General features: G+C 63.7%; 18 protein-coding genes. 5 read left to right on the top strand and 13 right to left on the bottom strand.

Annotation, left to right across the window (positions count from 1 at the left end):
* Positions 1–47: 47 nt before the first annotated feature.
* From O7A70_RS17130 to O7A70_RS17075, 12 genes are all read right to left on the bottom strand, one after another.
* Positions 48–1,094, bottom strand: a complete 1,047-nt coding sequence (locus O7A70_RS17130) for an ROK family protein (RefSeq protein WP_337141415.1) — start codon at positions 1,092–1,094, stop codon at positions 48–50.
* Positions 1,091–1,813 carry a ribulose-phosphate 3-epimerase gene (locus O7A70_RS17125; RefSeq protein WP_337141414.1) on the bottom strand — a complete coding sequence of 241 codons (723 nt, stop codon included), beginning with the start codon at positions 1,811–1,813 and terminating at the stop codon, positions 1,091–1,093. Before O7A70_RS17125 ends, O7A70_RS17130 begins: the two co-directional genes overlap by 4 nt.
* Entirely contained in the window at positions 1,810–2,640 is an 831-nt protein-coding gene (locus O7A70_RS17120; RefSeq protein WP_337141413.1) for an alpha/beta fold hydrolase, read from the bottom strand. The genes O7A70_RS17125 and O7A70_RS17120 overlap by 4 nt, the downstream gene beginning before the upstream one ends.
* A complete protein-coding gene (locus tag O7A70_RS17115; protein WP_337141412.1) occupies positions 2,640–3,458 on the bottom strand; it encodes a sugar phosphate isomerase/epimerase family protein in 819 nt (272 codons plus the stop codon). The genes O7A70_RS17120 and O7A70_RS17115 overlap by 1 nt, the downstream gene beginning before the upstream one ends.
* On the bottom strand, positions 3,458–4,534 hold the full coding sequence (locus O7A70_RS17110; RefSeq protein WP_337141411.1) for a Gfo/Idh/MocA family protein: 1,077 nt from the start codon (positions 4,532–4,534) through the stop codon (positions 3,458–3,460). The genes O7A70_RS17115 and O7A70_RS17110 overlap by 1 nt, the downstream gene beginning before the upstream one ends.
* Positions 4,535–4,538: 4 nt before the next feature.
* The gene (locus tag O7A70_RS17105; protein WP_337141410.1) at positions 4,539–5,360 is read right to left on the bottom strand and encodes a sugar phosphate isomerase/epimerase family protein; all 822 of its coding nucleotides are present in this window, start codon (positions 5,358–5,360) and stop codon (positions 4,539–4,541) included.
* A gap of 206 nt (positions 5,361–5,566) precedes the next feature.
* Positions 5,567–6,409: a carbohydrate ABC transporter permease gene (locus tag O7A70_RS17100; RefSeq protein ID WP_337141409.1), complete on the bottom strand. Its 843-nt coding sequence runs from the start codon at positions 6,407–6,409 to the stop codon at positions 5,567–5,569.
* Between the two features lie 6 nt (positions 6,410–6,415).
* Entirely contained in the window at positions 6,416–7,312 is an 897-nt protein-coding gene (locus O7A70_RS17095; protein WP_337141408.1) for a carbohydrate ABC transporter permease, read from the bottom strand.
* Between the two features lie 111 nt (positions 7,313–7,423).
* Positions 7,424–8,671, bottom strand: a complete 1,248-nt coding sequence (locus O7A70_RS17090; RefSeq protein ID WP_337141407.1) for an ABC transporter substrate-binding protein — start codon at positions 8,669–8,671, stop codon at positions 7,424–7,426.
* Positions 8,672–8,782: 111 nt separating this feature from the next.
* On the bottom strand, positions 8,783–9,928 hold the full coding sequence (locus tag O7A70_RS17085) for an ABC transporter ATP-binding protein (protein ID WP_337141406.1): 1,146 nt from the start codon (positions 9,926–9,928) through the stop codon (positions 8,783–8,785).
* Positions 9,929–10,008: 80 nt separating this feature from the next.
* The gene (locus O7A70_RS17080; protein WP_337141405.1) at positions 10,009–10,959 is read right to left on the bottom strand and encodes a PfkB family carbohydrate kinase; all 951 of its coding nucleotides are present in this window, start codon (positions 10,957–10,959) and stop codon (positions 10,009–10,011) included.
* A 3-nt stretch (positions 10,960–10,962) separates the two neighbouring features.
* The gene (locus O7A70_RS17075) at positions 10,963–11,763 is read right to left on the bottom strand and encodes a class I fructose-bisphosphate aldolase (RefSeq protein WP_023756676.1); all 801 of its coding nucleotides are present in this window, start codon (positions 11,761–11,763) and stop codon (positions 10,963–10,965) included.
* A 162-nt stretch (positions 11,764–11,925) separates the two neighbouring features.
* Here O7A70_RS17075 and O7A70_RS17070 point away from each other — a divergent pair, with 162 nt between their 5' ends.
* The 3 genes from O7A70_RS17070 to O7A70_RS17060 all read left to right on the top strand — a co-directional run bounded on the left by O7A70_RS17070 (position 11,926) and on the right by O7A70_RS17060 (position 15,061).
* Positions 11,926–12,687 (top strand): DeoR/GlpR family DNA-binding transcription regulator, encoded by a 762-nt coding sequence (locus O7A70_RS17070; protein ID WP_337141404.1) that lies wholly within the window; start codon positions 11,926–11,928, stop codon positions 12,685–12,687.
* Between the two features lie 256 nt (positions 12,688–12,943).
* On the top strand, positions 12,944–14,092 hold the full coding sequence (locus tag O7A70_RS17065; protein WP_337141403.1) for a Gfo/Idh/MocA family protein: 1,149 nt from the start codon (positions 12,944–12,946) through the stop codon (positions 14,090–14,092).
* A gap of 18 nt (positions 14,093–14,110) precedes the next feature.
* Positions 14,111–15,061, top strand: coding sequence for an alpha/beta hydrolase (locus O7A70_RS17060; RefSeq protein WP_337141402.1), 951 nt, complete (start codon positions 14,111–14,113; stop codon positions 15,059–15,061).
* On the opposite strand, the gene O7A70_RS17055 is transcribed toward O7A70_RS17060, so the two are convergent.
* Positions 15,049–16,083, bottom strand: a complete 1,035-nt coding sequence (locus tag O7A70_RS17055; RefSeq protein WP_337141401.1) for a LacI family DNA-binding transcriptional regulator — start codon at positions 16,081–16,083, stop codon at positions 15,049–15,051. The genes O7A70_RS17060 and O7A70_RS17055 overlap by 13 nt on opposite strands.
* A 254-nt stretch (positions 16,084–16,337) precedes the next feature.
* Between O7A70_RS17055 and O7A70_RS17050 the strand changes: the two genes are divergently transcribed.
* Both O7A70_RS17050 and O7A70_RS17045 read left to right on the top strand, forming a co-directional pair.
* A complete protein-coding gene (locus tag O7A70_RS17050) occupies positions 16,338–17,291 on the top strand; it encodes a tagatose kinase (RefSeq protein WP_337141400.1) in 954 nt (317 codons plus the stop codon).
* Entirely contained in the window at positions 17,288–18,571 is a 1,284-nt protein-coding gene (locus O7A70_RS17045) for a D-tagatose-bisphosphate aldolase, class II, non-catalytic subunit (protein ID WP_337141399.1), read from the top strand. The genes O7A70_RS17050 and O7A70_RS17045 overlap by 4 nt, the downstream gene beginning before the upstream one ends.
* The last annotated feature ends 25 nt before the right edge of the window (positions 18,572–18,596 follow it).

Genomic DNA, 18,596 nt, shown 5'->3' with positions numbered 1-18,596 from the left:
TCCGTGAAATGACCATGGCCGCAAGCACTCAGCTTGCGGTCATCGGCTTATGTCCGTGATGTCAGACGGCTTTGCCCAGCGGCGTCCCTCCTCGTGTCCGGATATGTGCTTGGGCCGACAGGCATGGGAGCCGCCAACGTGCCCAAATCGTCGAACAGGACAAGGCTGGCGGCACCAACCAGCCCGGCGTGGCGGCCGAGCTGGGCCTGGACGACCGGCACATCGCGGTAGGCGCGCATGGCGCGCTGCTGGATGGTCGCCCCGATGACGGGCGCCATCAGGTCGAGGCCATTGGCGATGCCGCCACCGACGACCAGCACGTCGGGCGAATAGAGATGCAAGAGATTGGTGAAGCCGACGCCGAGCCAACGCGCCTCCTCCTCGAGCAGGGCCACAGCGAGATCGTCCTGCAGCCTGGCCGCCTCGACCACATGGCGGCCGGTGACCTCGGCGTTGGCCGACAGGCGGCGCAGCGTCGAGCCGTCCAGGGGCGACGTCGCGGCATCGGCGCGGCGGCCGAGCGCGGTGCCCGAGGCGATGGCCTCGAAGCAGCCGACGACGCCGCAGACGCAGCGCTCGCCCTCGTTGGTGATGGTCATGTGGCCGATCTCGGCGGCAAGGCCGCGGCGGCCGTGCAGGATACGCCCGTCGGCGACGACGCCGCCGCCGATCCCGGTCGAGACGGTGACGAAGACCAGCGAGCGAGCGCCGTGGCCGGCGCCGAAGCGCCATTCGCCAAGGGCGGCCGCATTGGCGTCGTTCTCCAGCCTTACCGGCAGGCCGAGCCGCCGCTCGAGGATGTCGGCCAGCGGCACGTCCTGCCAGCCGGCCAGCGTCGGCGGTCCGACGGCGATGCCGGCCAGCGGGTCGAGCGGGCCCGGCGCGCCGACGCCGACGCCGAGGATCGACAGCCCCGGCGCCTCGGCATGGACGGTCGCGGCCAGCGCCTCGATCTGGCCGATCACCACGTCAGGGCCGGCCTGCGCCTGCGTCGGCACCACCGCGAAGGCCAGTATCTTGCCGTCACGGTCGACCAGGGCGGCACGAAGCTCGCTGCCGCCAAGGTCGATCGCGAGAGCGGCTTCGATGCTCATGCCGCGACCTTCAAACCGTGCAGCCAGCCGATGCGGCCGGCGAGATCCTTGTCGCCGAAAGCGAGCGAACCGAGCACAACGGTCTCGGCGCCTGCCGCGCGAAGCCGCGGCACGGTTTCGTGGCGGATACCGCCATCGGCGGCGAGCACCACGGCCGCCTCGCGGCCGGCGTGCCGCAGGATAGCGCGGGCCTCGCCCAGCCTGTCGCAGGCTTTCTCCGACAGGCCCTGGCCCTTGACCCCGATCGCGGTGCCAAGAAGTGTGACGAAAGCCACCTCGGAAACGAAAGGCGTCACCGCCTCGACCGGCGTTTCCAGCCTCAACACGACGCCGGCTTCGGCGCCGAGTGCACGCGCCAGCCGCACCGCGCGCAGACCCGCTTCGCCATTCTCGGCATGGACGCTGATCATGTCGGCGCCGGCCTCGATGAACTGGCGGGTCTGTTCTTCGACGATTGCCGCATCGACCATCAGATGGACGTGAATGGGCCTGGCCGTCAGTTTGGCAATGCGGGCGACGAGATCGGGGAAGAACAGGAAGGACGGCGCGAAATGGCCATCCGCGACATCGATGTGGTGCAGATCGACATAGGGTTCGATGCGCTTCAAGTCGCTCTCGAAATTGGCGAGATTGGCAGACCACGATGAGAATTCGGCGATCAGACGGTCGCGCGGCAATGCGGCGATGGCGGCCGGGCCTGACAAGAGTTTCGAGATCATGACTGGTCCTGGTTGTTGAAATTTCTGTCGAGAAACCCACCGATGGCGGCACGGATTTCGGCGAAATGGCTGTTCTTGTCGAGAGCCTTCGGCGTTACCTCGACAAACGCGGCGCCGGGAATGGTCTCAGCCAGTTCGCGGGCGGTCGCCAAGGGATGGACGAGATCGATGCCGCAACCGATGACGAGCGTCGGGATTGCGAGGCCGGCGGCTTCGGCCCGCGTCACACCAGGCCCATCATTGGCGATCGACTGCATTACCTCGGCGAAGACGGTTGCATTCTCGCGCTCGAAGAAGCCGAGCAACGAAGCGAGATTGTCCGGGGCCTCGCTGCGAAAGCGGGTCGCCGTCGCGGAGGACGCGAAGGCATCGCGCGCCTCGTCCAGCGGAAGCCGGTCGATGAGTTCCGCCACTTCGATGTAAGGCTGCATGTTTTGAGGCGCCGCGTCGAAAGCCCAGGCCGGACGCACCAGCACGAGGCCAGAGACCCGATCCGGGTGATGCAATGCGAGGCGCAGCGCGATCGCCGCACCCATCGAGATACCGCCGGCGACGAAGCGCTCCATTCCCGCCGCATCGGCGGCAGCCAGCACATCGTCGGCGAACATCGCGATCGAGAACGGACGCTCGCTGCCGGCACTGGCGCCGCCTTGCGCACGACATTCGACGGTCAGCCGGCGGCGCGAGGGGCCGTCGGGAAAGTTCTGCGCAACCTGGGCGGCATCGCCGCCGAGACCATGCTGGAAGACGATGGGAAGGCCCTGCCCCGTATCGAAGACATGGAGCGCGGCATCGTCGCGCAGCATGATCGTCGGCGCGACGCCCATCAGAGCAGCCTTCGCAGGAAGATTGCGACGGCAGCAGCTTCGTCGGCGGACAAGCCGTGCGTGACGAGCGCCCCATCGAAACCCACGCCCTTCAAGCGCGCGACGAAGTCCGGGAAGTCGACGACGCCCTGGCCTGACGTGGCGAGGCGGCCGTCGGCGAAACGGTCCTTGGCGTGCGCCATGGCGATGTGGCCGGCTGCCTCATCGATCGCGGCGGCGACGATGGTGAGCGCTTCCTCCGGTGTCGCATGCTCGAACAGGTTGGCGGGGTCGAGCACTATCTTGAGATGTTTGGAGCCCATGTCGGCGATCAGGCGTATCGCATCCCCGGCCGAGGTGACGATGTTGGCCTGCTCGGGCTCGATGCCGAGATCGACGCCGGCGTTCTCGGCCAGCGCCAGCGCCTTTTCCATCTCGGCGACCATGTCGGACCAGGCGGACGGATCAGCATTGTCGGAGTGATAGGCCCACTGGTCGGCGGCATTGCGCGAGCCGGTGCAGAGCGTCACCAGCGGGATATCCAAAGCAGCGGCCGTCTCGATGACGACGCCAAGCCGCCTCAGCCCATCGTCGCGCACAGCCTTGTCGGGATGCGCCATGTTGTAGGTGCCCGACAGCGCGGCCAATGAGACGCCTGACGATCGCGCGGCGGCGCGGATGGCGGCGACGGCATCCGCCGGCACGACATCCGGCATCGACGGCAGGCCGGCGCAGGCGAGATTGAACTGTGTCGTCTCGTATCCGGCCTGCTTGACCGCGGCCAAGACGGCGGCCGGATCGGTGCCCGGAAAAGTCTTGGCGAAGATGCCGAGGCGCATCAGACGGCACCCGAAACCGAGGCAAGTTCAACCCGTTCGCCAGTCTCGACAGAACGGGCAATCGCCACCATGGCGCGGATCGAGGCGATGCCGTCCTCGACATTGGCGCCGCGCATCGGCGCGCCGTTCAGAACCGTGTCGGCAAGGCCTTCGAGCTGGCGGCGGAAGAAATGGCCGTCGGCGCCGAGTGGTTTTCGCGAGGTCGCGTCCTTCTCATGGAAGATGTCGACCTCGCTGGCGCGGAAATACCAGGGGTTGAACGTCTTGGCGATGACGGAGCCGTTCTCGCCATAGAGCTGGAAGCCCTCGTGCCAGTCCATGCGCACGGCGACGGTCAGATCGAGATGGCCGAGCGTACCGCTGGCGAATTCGGTCTCGACGAACCAGCAATAGGCGCCGAAGCGCTCGTTGAGGCGGGCGCGCACGGCGACGATCTCGCCGCAGAGGAAGCGCGCCGTGTCGACGAGATGCGAGCCGTGCGCCAGCATGAAATACTGCCTGAGATCCGCCTTCGGATTGCCCGCAGGCTTCCTCGCCAGCTTGCTGGTGACGGGCAGCGGCTGCACCGCATCGGTGTTGGTGTAGCGATGGGTGGAATCGCAATACCAGGCCTTCAGCGCCAGCACCTCGCCGATCTCGTAGCGAACGAAGTCGCGCGCGGCCTCCAGCGCCGGGTCGAAACGCTTCATGTGCCCGACCTGCAGCACCTTGCCGGAGCGCTTGACCGCCTCCGCCAGGGCTTCGCCTTCCTCGATCGAGGTTCCGATCGGTTTTTCGCAGAGAACATGCTTGCCGGCATCGAGCGCCTTGATCGACATCGGCACGTGATAGGCATCCGACGTGGCGACGATGACCGCTTCAAGTTCGGGATCGGCGAGCATGGCGTCATAATCGGCATACATCTTCTGCGGTTCATAGGTGGCACCCATGCGGGCGAGCAGATCGGGTGCCGCGTCGCAGATGGCGTAGAGGTCGGCATTGCCGGCCTTGACGCAGGATTCCAGATGCGCGAACTGCGCGATCGGGCCGCAGCCGAGCACACCGACCCTGAGGCGTCTGTCCTGTTTCTTGATCATCGTCTCAGGCCCCGTAGCCGCGCATCGTCTGGCGGTTGGTCTTGACCGCACCGGCCGGATCGGCGGCCGCGGTGTCGGATTCTTCTTCCAGCACCAGCCAGCCGTTGAAGTTCGGCGCGGTACCGGCGATCTCGATGACTTGTGGCGTGTCGCAAACACCTTTGCCCAGCATCGCCCACGTGCCCTTGGCGTCGACGTCCTTGAGGTGGATGTAGCGGATGCGGTCGCGGTAGGTGGTGAGCGTATCGGCCATGTCCTTGTGGCCGCGCAGGATGTGACCGGTGTCCGGCACCCAGCCGACCAGATCGGGGTCGAGCAAGGCAAAGATCGCGTCGTAATCGGCGCGGTCGAACAGCAGCGTGTTGTGATGCGAACTCGGATGCACCGCCACCTGGACACCGGCCTTGCGGCCGAGCTCGCCGGCCTTGTTGTACAGCTCGGCCGCGATGGCGAATTTGCCGTCGCGCGGCCCGTCGGAGACGACGGTCGCCGAGCCCATCGACACCAGCGCATCGGGAAAGTTTGCCACGAAATCGATCCAGCGCCTGGCGGTTTCGAGGTCGGCGCCGATCTCATCCTTGAGCGTGAAGCCGCTCTTCGAACCGAAGGCGAAGGAAATGAGCGCCAGGCCGGACGACTTCAACGCGGCGGCGAACTCGGCTGGCTTGCCGGCGTAGCGGCCGATCATGGTGTCGGTGATCTCGATGCCGGCGTAGTCGCCATCCGCGATCGCCTTCAACAGATCGTCGGGGCCGCCAGTCCAGTTCTTGCCCAGCATTTCCCAGGTGAAGGTCTGGCAGCCGACTTTGAGGTCTTTCACGTTCATCCTTTCATTCCTTGATTCCGCCTATTCCTTGGGGCGGCCCTGCGTCAGGCTTTCGATGATGTGGCGCTGGAAGAACAGCACGAGCATGATCAGCGGAACGGGACGACGGCCGAGGCCGCGGGGATATCGCCCGCCAGCAGATAGGGTCCAATGATCTATTGCAATACACGGGGGCCTGCTTCGTCAGTTCTCCTTGGATGGACATCCTACTTGACCGAGCCCGCGGTCATGCCTGCGAGGAAGAACCTCTGGGCAACGAGGTAGATGAGCAAGAGCGGTAGCGAGCCGAGCACGCTCATCGCCATCATCTGGTTCCATTCGAAGGCGTGCTGCCCCATCAACAGCTGTATGCCGATCGGGACGGTGCGCATGGACGTTGACTTCGTCAGCGTCAGCGCAAAGAGAAATTCGTTCCAGCACAACAGGAAGGTGTAGACCGACGTCGCCACGATACCAGGCAGAGAAATCGGGACGATCACTCGCCAGAGCGCTGTCCAACTCGTGCCGCCGTCAACGGCGACGGCTTCATCGAGATCGCGTGGCAACGTGTTCAGGTACCCTGTCATCAGCAGGATCGCATAGGGCAACGTAAACACCAGGTAGGTCAGGATCAGCGCGACATAGGTGTCGAAGATGCCGTACGAAACGACAAGCCCGAAGAAGGGGATCAAAAGTGTGATCGGCGGGATCGTCTGCGTGCTGATGATGAGCGTGTTAAGGCTGCCCTTGCCGCGGAAGTTGAAGCGGCTGAACCCGTAGGCCGCCAGCAAGGCGATCAGCACTGTCAGCACGGTCACCGCTCCCGCCACGAAGTAGCTGTTGAAGAAGAAGCGCAGCTTTACCGGGTCGCCAAGGATGGCTGCATACGCTTCCAGCGTGAAGGCCTTCGGCAGGATGGTTGGTGGCAGGGCAAAGATTTCGGTATTCGACTTGAACGAGCTGCTGAGCATCCAGTAGATCGGGAAGGCTGCGAAGAACAGCCCTGCCGCAAGGGCAACATGCAGCGCGACGGTGATCAGTTTGTCTTTGCCAGAGTTCCGTTTCCTCATGGCGTCCTACCTAGCCCGCTGATAGCGAATATAGAACAGCGTCAGGCCGAGAGAGATCAGCAGGATGACCACAGCGCTCGCCGACGCCTGGGACAGGTTGTAGCTCGAAAACGCCAGCTTGTAGGTGTAAGTGCTGAGGACCTCGGTCGCGTATATCGGACCGCCGCCCGTGGTTATCCAGATCAACGGGAAGACCTGCATGGTCCAGATGAAGTCGAGCAGCGAGATGCTGATGATGATCGGCATCAGCTGCGGGATGGTGATGAAGATCAGCTTCTGGTAGGCCTTCGCCCCGTCGATATCGGCGGCCTCGTAGAAATCCTTGGGAATGCCTTGCAGACCCGCGAGCAGGCTGACCATGAAAAGCGGGTAGCCCGCCCAGATATTGGCGAAAGTGACGGCGTGCAGAGCGGTCTCGGGCGAGGAAAACCACTCGATCTTGGAACCGATGATGCCCATCTGCATGAGAATGCTGTTCACGACACCGTTCGGCTCAAGCAAGAGACGCCAGATCACGGCGATGATCACCGCAGTGAACAGCCAAGGCAGTATGTAGAGCACGCGCAGCACATTGCGCAGCGTCGGATTGATGCGGTCGCTGTTCAGCATGAGTGCGAAGATCATACCGATGGTCATATGGAAAACGACACTCATGCATGTGAAATAGAGCGTATGCCACAGCGAAGCCCAGAACACGGGATCGTCAAAGATCGCCTGGTAGTGCTTTAGCCCGGCAAAGGATGGATCACGACGCAGTACCGCGCTGTTCTGAAAGGAATAGGCAATCACCGTGACCATCGGCAACAGCATCAGGAGCCCGACTATGAGCAGCGAGGGCGACAGATAGAGATAGGGCGCCACAGCTCGTTTGAGCTTGTGATGGGAGCGCTTCTGCCGGGTCATGGTGGCAACCTCGCGACAAGAGAAAAGAGCTATTCAGGTTCGTCATCTGCCGGCTGGCCCGCCTAATGGCAGGCCAACCGATAAGTGGGCCGCGAGAGCGGAGCACGCCGATCAGAATTTCGCCATCCAGCCCTTTTGCGCGGCAGCGGCCGCCTCTTCCGGCTTTTGCTCACCGGCAAGCATCTTTTGAGCCTGCACGTCGAACTGGGTCATCAAGTCTTCAGCCACCGGCAGGCCCGTGAACTCGTTGGCGAGATAGCCGGTCTTGAAGATCTCGAAAGCCTTGCCGAACGCCTTGTCGGACGTCACGAAGTCAGGCTTGGCGTTGACGTTGCCCGGGAAGGCGTTTGCAAGCGAAACGAGCTTGGCGTTCACCTTTTCGCTCATCAAATACTGCACGAGTTTCCAGGCCTCCTCCTGATGTTTCGAGGCCGCGGAGATGCCGATGCCCCAGGAGGCATAGGGAAGGCCGCGCTTTCCGGTATAGTTCTCCACGACCGGGACTGGGATGAGGTCGAAGTTCAGCTTGGGATTGCGCTTGCGGATAAGGTTCACATGCGCGAGCGAGTCGATCATCATCCCGACGCGGTCATTGACGAATTCCTCGACCTTTTCCTGCTCGGTCTTGGTGGCGATGCCGGGCGAGATGGTGCCGCCGTCGTTGAGAGATTTGACGAAGGTGAGCATATCCACCACCGGTTTGCCCTCGAGGTCGGGCTTGCCGTTCGCCATCATCGATTGACCCGAAGCCCAGACCCACGACATCATGTCGTTCTGGACACCGGACGGCGTTTGCAGCGACAGGGGCAGCACCCAGCCATACTGGTTCTTGTCGGCGTGCGTCATCTTCTTGGCGGCTTCGAGAAATTCCGCGCGGGTCGACGGCAGCTTGGTCACGCCTGCCTGGGCGGCGAGGTCCAAATTCACGAAGACCGGATAGACGAACGAAGCGACCGGGAACATCACCGCCTTGCCGTCCACCTTGATGATATCCGCGACCTGGCTCTTGTCGAAGCCGCTTGCGTCCATCATCGGGTTCATGTCGGCCAGCGCGTTCTGCGCGTTCAGATTGTTTACCCAGGCGCCGTCGAGGCCGACGACGTCGCTGAGCGTTCCGGTTGCCGCACCAACCGAGATTTGGTCTCGCGTGGTCGCGTAGGGGCCGCTGACCAGCGTCACCTTGATTCCGGGGTTCGCGGCCTCGAAGTCATCCATGATCGCCCTGAGCGAGCCAGCCGGCAGTTCGGGCTCCCACCATTGGGTGAATTCCAGCGTCGTGTCCGCCATGGCGCCAGTTGCACCGAGCAACCATGCGGCCGCGGCTATTTTCAGCATCGCGGGTTTTATACGGAACGTCATATTCTCCTCCTTCTCTGGGGATCGACCGCACAATGCCGCCGATCGTCTGGTTATTCAGAAGTCTTCTTACGCAGACGCCTCGCCCTCGCCTGCGGGCCTTGCCACGGATCTTCAGATCGCCAGATGCGTCTCGGGATCGAAGAAATGCAGCTTGACGTCATCCAGGGCCAACTGGATTTCCGAGCCGGAGCGGACTGCGCTGACGGGTTCGAATTTCGCCACCGCGTTCGACGCCCGGCCGAAATCCTCCACCGCGTCCGGGTCGCCGGAGTCCACCCGGACGGCGTCGATGTTCAGATGGACGATGTGCTCGGATCCGAGCTCCTCGATCGAGGTCACCTTTGCCGGTATCGTCTGATACTTGCGTCCGGATTCGAGGCTGCTGTCATAGAGATGCTCCGGTCGGATCCCGAACACGACCTTGCGTCCTGCATACGATCTCAAGCCCGGCCTGCGGATGAAGGCCTCATCCCGCAGCCGGACGGCGAAGGTGCCGGAAATCAGGTCGTCGCCCGTCAGGGTCGCCTCGAAAAGGTTCATCGAAGGAGAACCGATGAAGCCGGCAACGAAGGCGTTCACCGGCGATTCATAGAGTCTCTTGGGGGTGTCGACCTGCTGCAGCACGCCGCCCTTCAACACCGCGACCCTGTCCCCCATCGTCATCGCTTCGGTTTGGTCGTGGGTCACGTATATGGTCGTGACGCCGAGCTGCTTTTGCAGGCTGGTGATTTCAGCGCGCATCTGAACACGCAGTTTCGCGTCCAGATTGGAAAGGGGTTCGTCCATGAGAAAGGCGGCCGGCTCGCGCACCATGGCGCGGCCCATGGCAACCCGTTGACGCTGTCCTCCTGAAAGGTTCGCGGGTTTGCTGTCCAGCAGCGACGTCAATTGCAGGGTTTTGGCGATCTCGTCCACGCGCTTCTTGCGCTCGGCCTTCGGCTTGCCTGCCAGCCGCATCGAAAAGCCGATGTTTTCGAACACGGTCATATGCGGGTAGAGCGCGTAGCTCTGGAAGACCATCGCGATGTCGCGGTCCTTGGGCGGCATGTCGACGACGTCGATCCCGCCGATCCGAAGGCTGCCGCTGGTGATGTCCTCCAACCCGGCGATCATCCGCAACGCGGTGGATTTGCCGCAGCCGGACGGCCCAACGAGAATCAAAAATTCACCGTCCTCGACCGATAGGCTCAAGTGGTCGATCGCGTTGAAATTGTTCCCGTAGGTTTTGCAGATATTCTCAAGAATGACTTCTGCCATCTTCCTCCCTCCACAAGTCTAATCCACCGCTTTCTATAATTCTCCTCGGCTTATGTTCACCTGCGAAATACTGCGATAGTTCAGGCTCCAGTATCGAGCTGCGCATATTTCAGTTCGACTGCCGACGGTGCGTTCGTCGATGCCAGGAATTCCATGACCTGGCCGTCGGTCGGAAGCGCCTCGCGCCCGCCCCGCCCCGTTATCGAAAGGGCCGCCGCCGCGGCCGCGAATGCGACCCGGCGCGCGGTGTCGGCCCCGCGCTCCAATGCAAGGGCATAGGCGCCATGAAAGCAGTCACCGGCGCCGGTCGAATCGACGACGGCGACCCGATGCGGAGGCAGGTGCCAGAGCCCTGTCTCTTCGCGTCCGCGATAATAGACGCCCCTGCCGCCATCCGTCAGAACCACGGCGGATCGCGACGGCAACCACAAGGCATCGAGAATCTCGGCGGGCGATCGACACCCCGTGGCAGTCCGCGCAAAGCCGAGGGGAAGAATGAGATGGTCGCAGAGCGCGATCAATCTCTCGGTGGCTGGGCCGCTGCTCCATTCGATATCGCCGAGGATCGCAAGGCCGAGATCGCGAGCCCGAACCACGACATCCAGCGACCGGATCGCGTAACTATCGACGATCAGGACTGTCGCGCGGCTGAGGACCTCGTCCGGAAAGTCCGGCGCGGTGCCCAGCATCGCTTCGTCGTCATAGGCGATGAACCGCTCCCCATCCGAGCCGACGGTGATCCGCGAGCGCACCGGGCGTGCGTGCGGGTGGCGCGGCGCGAATGCAGTTTCAACGCCGCTCGCAACGAGATCGCACAGCACGGCGTCGTCCGCGGCACTGCCCAGCCATCCGATGAACCCGGCGGTTCCGCCGAGCCGCGCGACGGCGGCAAGGGCCGTCGCGACATTTCCGCCGAAAGCTCGGGCGCTTTGCAGAACCTTCCCTTTGCCCGCCGACAACGGCTGATCGACATAAACGATGTCGTCGATCGCAATAGCTCCGAAGCCGAGGATTGAAGGGACGGTGGGCATCGTTCAGGCACCCGCCTTCGCCAGGGCATCTTGCGCCGAAAGGCCGTCATGGATGACGCCCCGAAAGGCAATCGCTGCTTTCTCCGGATCGCCATGCCCCCAGAGATTGCGGCCCACCACGGCACCGCGCGCGCCGGCACGGATGGCGTCCGCCGTCTGCTGAAGGGCGCCGAGCAGTGTATCGGTCTTCGGGCCACCCGCGATCACAACCGGCACCGGGCATGTCCGAACGGTCTCTCGGAACGACTCGAAATCGCCCGTGTAGCCGATCTTGATCACGTCGACGCCGGACTCGTAGCCGATGCGCGCCGCATAGGCGATCTCATCGGGGGTGAAGACGATTTTTGCGCCGTCGGTGAAATCGCGAGGGTAGATATGCGCGACTACCGGCATGCCGTAGCGGGCCGCCGCATTCACCGAATCGGTCAGCCAGCGTATGTATTTGCCCTCGGTCGCGCCGCGTACCGGAATGGCCACGGCCAACGCATCGGCGCCAGCGCGCACCGCATCCTCGGGCGTTGCAATCAGTTCACTGATGCGATCGTCCGGGGTGAAGCAGCCGGCCTGGATCACCAAGGAAGCCTTGCCCGCGTATTGCGGCCACAGATGGCGCGCGGTGCCTGGCTGGATGCTGACGTAGTCGGGTTTGCCCACCATGACGCGAGCGAGCGCGCCCGGCAGATCAGCAAGACCTCCTTTGCGCACGTCGCCATAGCCGACAAAGTGGTCGACCGCGCCGCCAAAAAGGTTTCCCGATGGATGCGAGAAGAGGCGCGCAAGGCGCACTTTGGTTCCTAGGCTCATGAGTGCAAAATGTCCCAATCGTTTGGTTTCAAAATCCTGGAACCAGTGTTTGCGAAAGAAACGATAAATGCAATCTTTCGAAAGCTTTCGAATTTGCGTATTTTTGGTAAGGTGAGCCGAGGCCAGGGCGGTTGCTCGGCGCATGGAGGCGAGGACAGGGCAATGTTGTCAGAGCAGAGACGCCAATCGATCCTGAGTGAGGTGCAACGCAGCGGACAGGTTCGCACGAAGGACTTGTCCGACGATTTTGGCGTGTCGGAAGTCACGGTGCGCTCCGACCTCGAGATACTGGACCACAAGGGCCTACTGACCAAGACCCGTGGAGGGGCGGTGACCCGGACCACGGATTCGACCACGGCCGCGTTCGCTCGGCGGATGCAAACGAACCTCGATGCGAAGAAACGCATCGCCCGGGCAGCGGTAGATCTGTTCGAGGACAACCAATCGGTCATCTTCGACGGCGGCTCGACATTGATGCAGGTTGCCATGCAGTTACCGCCGCTCAACAATGTCGTGGTCGCGGCCACGGCGATGAATATCGTGCAGCATCTGATGCATCGGCCCGGGCTCGACGTGCACATGATCGGTGGCCGGGTCTATCCAGACACGGTGAGCACGCTGATTACCGATGCCGACACGGCTCTCGGCGGCTTGGTGGCGCATCAGGTCTTTGTTGGCGCGCATGCGATCGACTCGTCCCTGGATGTGGTCGACGTGAACGAAGACATGGCGCGAACGAAGCGAAACCTGGTGCGCATGGCCCGGCGCGTTGTCCTCCTTGCGGATTCGAGCAAATGGGGCGTCAGCGGGACCTCGAAGGCATTTTCGCTGTCGGGCGTCCATGTGGTGATCACCGACGATGCCCTGCCCGGTCCAATACGCAGCCAGCTGGATAAAATCGGGGCCAAGGTGATCTATGCCTGAACCCGTCGCGGTCCCCCGGCCGCAACCGAAAGACCCGATGACCACGGATTCGCATCGGCGGCCGGCCGTTTTTTCCTTCTGACATTTTCTCCTCCCAAGGCTGGCAGCCTCCCGATGCGCGCCAGCCATTTCCGCATGTTCTATAAAAATTTTACGCGCGTCAACATTTAAAATGTTGTATAGCGATTTTGAAAGCGATCCGGCACCATAGCGACGGATCGGGTAGCGTGACCGCAGCGGGAGGGTACGACAGAAAATGCAGGCAAAATCACAGGCCAAACTCGGCATCGGCGTCATCGGATGCGGCAACATCTCGATGACTTACCTGCGCAACGCCGCGCTGTTCGGCGGCATCGAATTGCGCGCCTGCGCCGATATTTCGGCCGAGATGGCGGCGTTACGGGCCAAGGAATACGGCATTCGGGCACTCGGCGTCGATGCGCTGCTGGCCGACCCCGAGATCGACCTCGTCCTCAACCTCACCATTCCGGCGGCGCATTTCGACATTTCGTTCTCCGCCCTTTCGGCGGGAAAGCATGTCTTCACCGAAAAGCCGCTGGCAATCTCGGCCAGCGACGGGCGCCGGCTGGTGACCGAGGCGGCCAAGCGTAGCCTGCTGCTCGGCTCGGCTCCCGATACCTTCCTTGGTGCGGCCGGACGCAAAGCGCGCCGCCTGATGGACGAAGGCGCCATCGGCCGCCCGGTCACCGGCACCGCCTTCATGATGGGACGCGGCATGGAACACTGGCATCCCAACCCGCAGTTCTACTATCAGCCTGGCGGCGGCCCCGTATTCGACATGGGACCCTACTATCTGACCATGCTGGTCAACCTGCTCGGTCCGGTCGCCCGCGTCATGGCGATGGCGACGAAGGGCCAGGAGGAACGGCTGATATCGGCCGAAGGGCCGTTCAAGAACACCAAATTCAAGGTCGGCACGCCGACCAATGTGCTGTCGCTGCTCGAATTCCGCTCCGGCGCGACTGTCACCTTCGGCGCATCATGGGACGTCTTCAGGCATTCCAATCATCCGATCGAACTGCACGGCACCGAGGGCTCATTGCGGCTGCCCGACCCGGACACGTTCGGCGGCACCGTCTCGCTGTCGGAACGCGGCGCCGACTGGAAGGATTTCGCCAGCGAAGGCGAACTCTACGGCGCCCGCAACTGGCCTTACGCGGCGCCCGACCGCGCCAATTACCGCATGCTCGGCGTCGCCGACCTGGTGCGTTCGCTGCGGACAGGCGCCACACCCCGCGCTTCCGGCAATCTGGCCCTGCATGTGCTGGAGATCATGGAAGCGATCCTGCATTCGGGCGAGACGAAAAGCTCGGTTGCGATCACAGGTGACGTCGTCCAGCCGGCCCTGCTCAGCGAAGACGAGGCACGCGGCCTGCTCGCCTGACCCGCAGCGGAGATGACGATGACACTCGATCCGGATGCATTGCGTGCCCTCGAAATCGGCCGTGCCGCCGGCGGCGAACCGTTCGAGAATGGCAGCGTGGCGGCGGCACGGGCCGCCTATATCGCTTCGTTCCCGACCCAGCAGGGCGAGCACGAGCCGGTCGCGGCAACCGGGCAGCAGCAGATCGACGGGCCGAACGGCCCGGTCACGATCCGCATCCATCGCGGTATCGGCGCGCCGCGGACCGGGGCGCGCGCCGTGCTTTACCTGCATGGCGGCGGCTGGGTGATCGGCAATCTCGATTCGCATGACGAAATCTGCCGCTGGCTGGCCAATCTCGGCAACGCCGTCGTCGTCTGCCCCGACTACAGGTTGGCGCCGGAGCACACGTTTCCCGCCGGGCTGGAGGATTGCGCGGCGGCGCTCCGCTTCATGGCCGGGAACGCTGGCGAACTCGGCATCGACCCAGCCCGCATTACGGTTGCCGGCGACAGCGCCGGCGGCAACCTTGCCGCCGTTCTGGCGTTGCTTGCCCGCGACGGGCTGGCGCCGCCGCTTGCCGCCCAAATCCTGATCTATCCCAACACCGATGCCCGCCAGACGGCGGACAGCTACCGGCGTTTCGGCGACGGCTTTGGGCTCACCGCCGCCACCATGGCCTGGTTCCGCGACCACTATGTGCGAACGCCTGATGACATCGCGGACTGGCGCGTATCGCCGCTGCTGGCCTCCAGCCTTGCCGGCGCACCACCCGCCTTCGTCGTGATAGCCGGCCACGACATCCTTACCGACGAAGGCACGGCCTTTGCCGAGCGCCTGCGCGCCGACGGAGTGCCGCTGGTGCTGCGACACTGGTCGGGTCAGATCCACGGCTTCGTCTCAATGGGCCGGCACATCCTGGCCGCGCGGCAAGCGGTGAGCGAGGCGGCGGCCTGGTTCCGCCTGCAGACGTGTGCTCAGGCCGACTGACGCATCACCAGGGTCGCGCCAAGTTTGACGTTGCGCGCCAGATCCTGGCCGGGCGGGTCAGCCTCGTCCAGAAGCGCCAGCAGGATCTCGACGCTACGGCCAGCCATGGCGGCGAAGTCCTGCGCCATGGTGGTCAGCGCGGGACAGGTGTAGCGGCTCAGCGGATGATCGTCATGAGCAGCTACACGGAAATCGCAATCGGCGCGGCGGCCGATCTTCAGCCCACGCGAAAAGGCAGCCGACATCACGCCGAAGGCGAGACGGTCATTGGCGCAGAGCAGCGTGCGGGCCGGCAGGCCGCCGTTCCCGAGCGTCCTGTCCATCCATTCGTGACCGATGCGCTCGAAGTCCCAGCTATAGTCGCCTGCCGCCTTGAGAACGGTGGGCTCCAGGCCGGCGGCGTGCATCGTATCGATATAGCTCTGCAGGCGTTCGCTCGAATTGTGGTTGACGTGCGGGATGTCGACATAGACCGGCGGTTCGCCGGACCGGCAGAGATAATCCACGATCGTCGAGGTGCTCTGGTGGTTGTCATTGCCGACGAACGGCGTGTCGCCTTCGATATAGGTGTCGAAATAGACGATCGGGATTTCCTCGCTCATCCGCTCGAAGACGCCGGGCTCGGAGACCAATCCCAAGGGCGCGACGATGGCGCCGGCGACCTTCAGCGACATCAGCGTCCTGACAGATTCGGCCTCCAGCTTCGGCGAACCGTGCGAGGAGATGACGATCGGCCAAAACCCTTCGTCGCGGCAGCGCAGTTCGATGCGGCTGACCATCTCCGCGTAGAACGGATCTGTGATCGCCGGCACGACGATGCCGACATTGCGGGTACGCTTACGATTGAGATTGCGGGCAAAAACATTCGGCTGGTAGTCGGACGAACGAAGCGCCGCCTCGATGCGCGCTCGTGTCGCCGGCTTCACGCTGGCCGGATCGTCAAAGTACTTCGACAGGGTCGGCCGGGACACGCCGGACGCCCTGGCGAAATCATCCATTGTCCGGTGCGTCTTTTCCGCCATCGATATTTCAGGCTCCTTGCCCTTAATGCCAGCCTTCGCGCACCGGCCAGAATCAGTCTTGCGACCATTGCGCTGAGGCAGCATTGCTTGACCGAACTTATTCAGTCAAATTTCCCATGTTTCCACTACAACGCAAAAGCATTGCGCACGTCAAATTATTTATTGACGCTTTAAAAATGGCAACTTAGGTTTTGACCCGCACGGACACGCGGATAGCGCAATCGGACGCCGTCCGTCCGGCAGATGGTGAGGACATGAAGAAACTGGTTTGCGCCGGCGAGATCCTGGTCGAGATCATGGCCGAGCGGATCGGCCAGAGTTTTCGCGCTGCCGGCCCGCTGGTCGGTCCGTTTCCGTCAGGCGCTCCCGCCATCTTTATCGATCAGGCGGCGCGGCTCGGCCAGCCGGCAGGACTGATCGCGGCGGTGGGCGACGACGATTTCGGCCATTTGAACATCGAGCGCCTGCGCGTCGACGGCGCCGACATCTCGGCCATCACCGTCCATCAGGGGGCTGCGACAGGAACCGCCTTCGTCACCTATGAGACCGACGGCAGCCGGCACTTCGTCTACAACATCAAGCAGAGCGCCGCCGGGCTGATCGAGATGGGCGCGGAAGCGCGCGCGCTGCTGGCCGGCGCCGACCATTTTCACGTCATGGGCACATCACTGTTCTCGCCCGAGGTGATCGAGGTTGCCCGCAACGGGATCGAAGCCGTCAAAACGCGCGGCGGCACGGTCTCCTTCGACCCCAACATCCGCAAGGAGATGCTCGATCTGCCAGGCATGCGCGACGCCTTGCATTTCGTGCTGTCGAAGACCGATGTGTTCCTGCCGAGCGGGCCGGAACTCTTCACCTTCGCCGAGGCAAGCGACGAGGAGAGCGCGGCGCGCGAAATGCTGGACCGCGGCATCTCCGCCGTGGTCGTCAAGAAAGGCGCGCAAGGCGCGGTCCATTACGACCGGTCAGGGCGCATCGCTTCACCCGGCTTCGTTGTCGACGAAATCGATCCGACCGGCGCCGGTGACTGTTTTGCGGCAGCCTTCGTCTGCTTCTGGCTGCGTGGAGAGGCACCCAAGAGAGCGCTCGAGATCGCCAATGGCTGCGGCGCGCTGGCGGTGACGAAGAAGGGACCGATGGAAGGCATCGCCTCGCTGGCCGAGGTCGAGGCGTTCATCGCGACCGCCAGGACCGGAGCACCGGCATGAGCCAGGCGACCGACAGGCTGGCCGCCATAGCGTCGCGCCGTGCGGCCGGCGAACGCTGTGGCATCGCCTCGATCTGCTCGGCCCATCCGCTGGTCATCGAAGCGGCGCTGCGCCACGGCAAGGCGCGCGGCGCCGACGTCCTGATCGAGTCCACCTGCAACCAGGTGAACCACGAAGGCGGCTATACCGGCATGGCGCCAGGCGATTTCCGCCGCTTCGTCGAGGCCATCGCCGGCAAGGCCGGCTTTCCCCTGGACAGGCTGGTGCTCGGCGGCGATCATCTCGGCCCCAATCCCTGGAAGCACCTGCCGGCGCCAGAGGCCATGGAAAAGGCATCGCGCATGGTGGATGCCTATGCCGAGGCCGGCTTCACCAAGATCCATCTGGACGCCAGCATGGGCTGCGCCGGCGAAGGTGCGGCACCGCCCGACGCCACGATCGCCGCGCGCGCCGCCGAACTGGCCGAGGTGGCGGAGGCCGCGATTGAACGAACAGGCGGCGCCAGGCCTGTCTATGTCATCGGCACTGAAGTGCCGGTGCCGGGCGGTGCCCTGGAAGCGATGGACCATCTGGCGGTGACGACACCGGAGGCGGCCCGTGAGACGGTGCGCATCCACCGCGATGCCTTCAGCCAGCGCGGCCTTGACCAGGCCTTCTCGCGGGCGATCGGCGTCGTCGTGCAGCCGGGCGTCGAATTCGGCAATGCCGAGGTGATCGCCTACCGGCCGGAACGCGCCCGGACGCTCGCCGGCACGCTGCGAGACCTGCCGCAACTCGTCTTCGAGGCCCACTCGACCGACTACCAGCCGGTTGCCGCGCTGAGCGCTTTGGTCGATGACGGTTTTGCCATCCTCAAGGTCGGGCCATGGCTGACCTTCGCGCTGCGCGAAGCGCTCTATGGATTGAGCCACATCGCTGACATTCTTGCTCCCGACCCGGCTCGGGAAAGCCTCCCGGCAGCGATGGAGCGCGTCATGCTGGCAGCGCCCGACAACTGGAAGAATTACTATCACGGCTCCGAGGCCGAGCAGCGGATCGAGCGACATTTCTCCTACAGCGACCGTATCCGCTACTACTGGCCGGCGCAGGCGGCGCGACAGGCCGTGAACGCGCTGATGCAGGCGCTGGGCGAGCGCGACATCCCCTCACCCCTGATCAGCCAGTATCTCGGCCGTCTCGACGGCGCGGTGGCGAGCGGGTCCGTCGCGCCAAAGGCCAGGGAACTCCTGATCGCAGGCGTGACGGATGTTCTCGACATCTATGCCAGCGCAACTGGCTGATCCCGACAGTTATGTCCGTGGCATC

Origin of the sequence: Mesorhizobium sp. Cs1299R1N1 (assembly GCF_037179655.1) — a bacterium.
Taxonomy (GTDB): domain Bacteria; phylum Pseudomonadota; class Alphaproteobacteria; order Rhizobiales; family Rhizobiaceae; genus Mesorhizobium; species Mesorhizobium salmacidum.
Note: the sequence above shows the minus strand (reverse complement) of the source record. Positions and strands in the feature narration are given on the sequence as shown.

Bases quoted from the DNA above. Each gene is read 5' to 3' on its own strand.
- O7A70_RS17100 (WP_337141409.1), bottom strand. From the start codon at position 6,409: ATGAGGAAACGGAACTCTGGCAAAGACAAACTGATCACCGTCGCGCTG.
- O7A70_RS17055 (WP_337141401.1), bottom strand. From the start codon at position 16,083: ATGGCGGAAAAGACGCACCGGACAATGGATGATTTCGCCAGGGCGTCC.
- O7A70_RS17080 (WP_337141405.1), bottom strand. From the start codon at position 10,959: ATGCCCACCGTCCCTTCAATCCTCGGCTTCGGAGCTATTGCGATCGAC.
- O7A70_RS17115 (WP_337141412.1), bottom strand. From the start codon at position 3,458: ATGCGCCTCGGCATCTTCGCCAAGACTTTTCCGGGCACCGATCCGGCC.
- O7A70_RS17125 (WP_337141414.1), bottom strand. From the start codon at position 1,813: ATGATCTCGAAACTCTTGTCAGGCCCGGCCGCCATCGCCGCATTGCCG.
- O7A70_RS17085 (WP_337141406.1), bottom strand. From the start codon at position 9,928: ATGGCAGAAGTCATTCTTGAGAATATCTGCAAAACCTACGGGAACAAT.
- O7A70_RS17075 (WP_023756676.1), bottom strand. From the start codon at position 11,763: ATGAGCCTAGGAACCAAAGTGCGCCTTGCGCGCCTCTTCTCGCATCCA.
- O7A70_RS17130 (WP_337141415.1), bottom strand. From the start codon at position 1,094: ATGAGCATCGAAGCCGCTCTCGCGATCGACCTTGGCGGCAGCGAGCTT.
- O7A70_RS17070 (WP_337141404.1), top strand. From the start codon at position 11,926: ATGTTGTCAGAGCAGAGACGCCAATCGATCCTGAGTGAGGTGCAACGC.
- O7A70_RS17060 (WP_337141402.1), top strand. From the start codon at position 14,111: ATGACACTCGATCCGGATGCATTGCGTGCCCTCGAAATCGGCCGTGCC.
- O7A70_RS17095 (WP_337141408.1), bottom strand. From the start codon at position 7,312: ATGACCCGGCAGAAGCGCTCCCATCACAAGCTCAAACGAGCTGTGGCG.
- O7A70_RS17090 (WP_337141407.1), bottom strand. From the start codon at position 8,671: ATGACGTTCCGTATAAAACCCGCGATGCTGAAAATAGCCGCGGCCGCA.
- O7A70_RS17120 (WP_337141413.1), bottom strand. From the start codon at position 2,640: ATGGGCGTCGCGCCGACGATCATGCTGCGCGACGATGCCGCGCTCCAT.
- O7A70_RS17105 (WP_337141410.1), bottom strand. From the start codon at position 5,360: ATGAACGTGAAAGACCTCAAAGTCGGCTGCCAGACCTTCACCTGGGAA.
- O7A70_RS17110 (WP_337141411.1), bottom strand. From the start codon at position 4,534: ATGATCAAGAAACAGGACAGACGCCTCAGGGTCGGTGTGCTCGGCTGC.
- O7A70_RS17065 (WP_337141403.1), top strand. From the start codon at position 12,944: ATGCAGGCAAAATCACAGGCCAAACTCGGCATCGGCGTCATCGGATGC.
- O7A70_RS17050 (WP_337141400.1), top strand. From the start codon at position 16,338: ATGAAGAAACTGGTTTGCGCCGGCGAGATCCTGGTCGAGATCATGGCC.
- O7A70_RS17045 (WP_337141399.1), top strand. From the start codon at position 17,288: ATGAGCCAGGCGACCGACAGGCTGGCCGCCATAGCGTCGCGCCGTGCG.